Consider the following 1713-nt stretch of genomic DNA (forward strand, 5'->3'; position numbering starts at 1 on the left):
TCGCTCAGGGCCTCCAAAACGACCTTGAACTTGAACTCCGATGTAAACTTTCTTCGTTTCATTTGACAGTGAATTTAAGGTTAAAAATTAAACTTAAGCTACTGTCCTAATATTGGGGGGAATTATAGATGATGCGCACGGCGTTCTCAACTATGGCCTTGTCCCTTGGCCTGTAGGTGCGCGTGGGGAGGACAGCCGTTTCGTAATGCTCGGCAAAGTCGGCAAACACCTCGTTGACCTTTGGTTCATAGCGGCTGCTCTTGGTAACGGCCGACTTAAGGTTGTCGGGCACCAGTGCCCTCGGCACACCGCCGTAGAACCATAGTGCGTTCTCGGTGCAGCGGATGAAGTCCTCGAGCTTCTGGCTGGCACAGGCCTCCACGTAGGTATACTGGCTGCTGCCCAATATGCAGACGAACACTTCCAGTTCCTTGAGCTCCCCGGTGTCCCTGTCGACAATGGTGAGCTTCTTGCCCGTAAAATCGATGAACAGCTTGTCGCCGGCCTTGTGTTCCATCCGCATCACGGGGGAGGTCTCCTTTTGCCATTCGGCGTACCAATACTTGAACTGTGAGAGCCTGAACCCGTCGGGATGCTTGGCATAATACTCCTCCCAGAGCAACTGTCGGGTGACCCCGGTCTTTCTTATTTCCTTGTCAAAGTAGGGAAAGTACCGCTGTAGCTCCACCAGTTTTGGGCTCTTCGGCCTTTGGTCGGCCTTGAAGAGGCCGTGCAGTTCCTCCAGGGTCATCTTCTCAACCTCATAGGCCGTCAGGCGGTAACGCTTGAAGAAATCGATGTACTTGGCCACCGTGTTGCGGGAGATGCCCAACTGCTGGCTTATCCGCCGCTTGCTCACACCCGAGGTGTAGAGCTTGAATATTCTTTTTATTTTTCGCATGTCTATCTGCTTGTTCGCCATGGTCCTTTTTCACAAAAAAAACCTTTGGCACATTACAGACAGATCAGGTCCAAAAGTGGCTCACTTTCGTCCGGCGCGGGTGGCTCACTTTCACCGGCCAGCTATGCTCACTTTGGTCCGGCGAAGGTGGTATACTATGTCCGGCGTTTCCAATATTATCCCTTAATTTAAGTTCAAACGCAAATGTCGCTTCATCCACTTCAAACGCAAAATCAGTAGGTCCAGTATTACCTAAGTTAGTTTCTCTAACCCAACTAACTTCTTTATTGAAAATTGAAATTTCATTTTTTTTTATACTCTTTCCTAAAATAAAAGCAACGTATAGTTCAGGAGCATAAAAAATACCTTTACCCGTTAAATTAGTAAGTTCATTGTCTTCTTCCAATACAGTTTCATATATAATCTCATAAAGCTTTTTTGAGTCCATAAACATAATTAACAATTATATTAGGAAGAATAAAACAATTTAAAATCAAGTTGGTGATTGAAAATAATCATCATTAGAACTTCTTTATGCTTTGAGGAGAAACCCTTTTCTTCTCAGATATCTATTGTATGCTTCACTTAAATCTGGTATTGATTCTTGTCTGGAAAGCCAATCCATTGGAGAATCCTGTTCTTCTTCTGGAATTAACTTATAAAGTTTAATTGCAATTGACCTCACTGTACGTCTTCAAACGAATTAGGACTGGCCCAGTCCAAAGTTAAGTCATAGTTTCAACTTTTGAATTTGGTGCTCTTTTCTTCTTTTGAGCATCGTTCTTCTCTTTATCAATTTACGGTTTTCCAAT

The 1713-nt window shown here is 44.5% G+C and carries 2 protein-coding genes; both read right to left on the reverse strand.

All coding sequences use genetic code 11. The annotated features are described in order from the left end of the window. Positions 1-106: 106 nt before the first annotated feature. Entirely contained in the window at positions 107-922 is an 816-nt protein-coding gene (gene istA, locus PY092_RS19595; RefSeq protein ID WP_275617413.1) for an IS21 family transposase, read from the reverse strand. Positions 923-965: 43 nt separating this feature from the next. Further along, on the reverse strand, positions 966-1349 hold the full coding sequence (locus PY092_RS19600) for a hypothetical protein (protein WP_275617414.1): 384 nt from the start codon (positions 1347-1349) through the stop codon (positions 966-968). Positions 1350-1713: the final 364 nt, after the last annotated feature.

Source organism: Flagellimonas yonaguniensis, assembly GCF_029193885.1.
GTDB lineage: Bacteria > Bacteroidota > Bacteroidia > Flavobacteriales > Flavobacteriaceae > Flagellimonas > Flagellimonas yonaguniensis.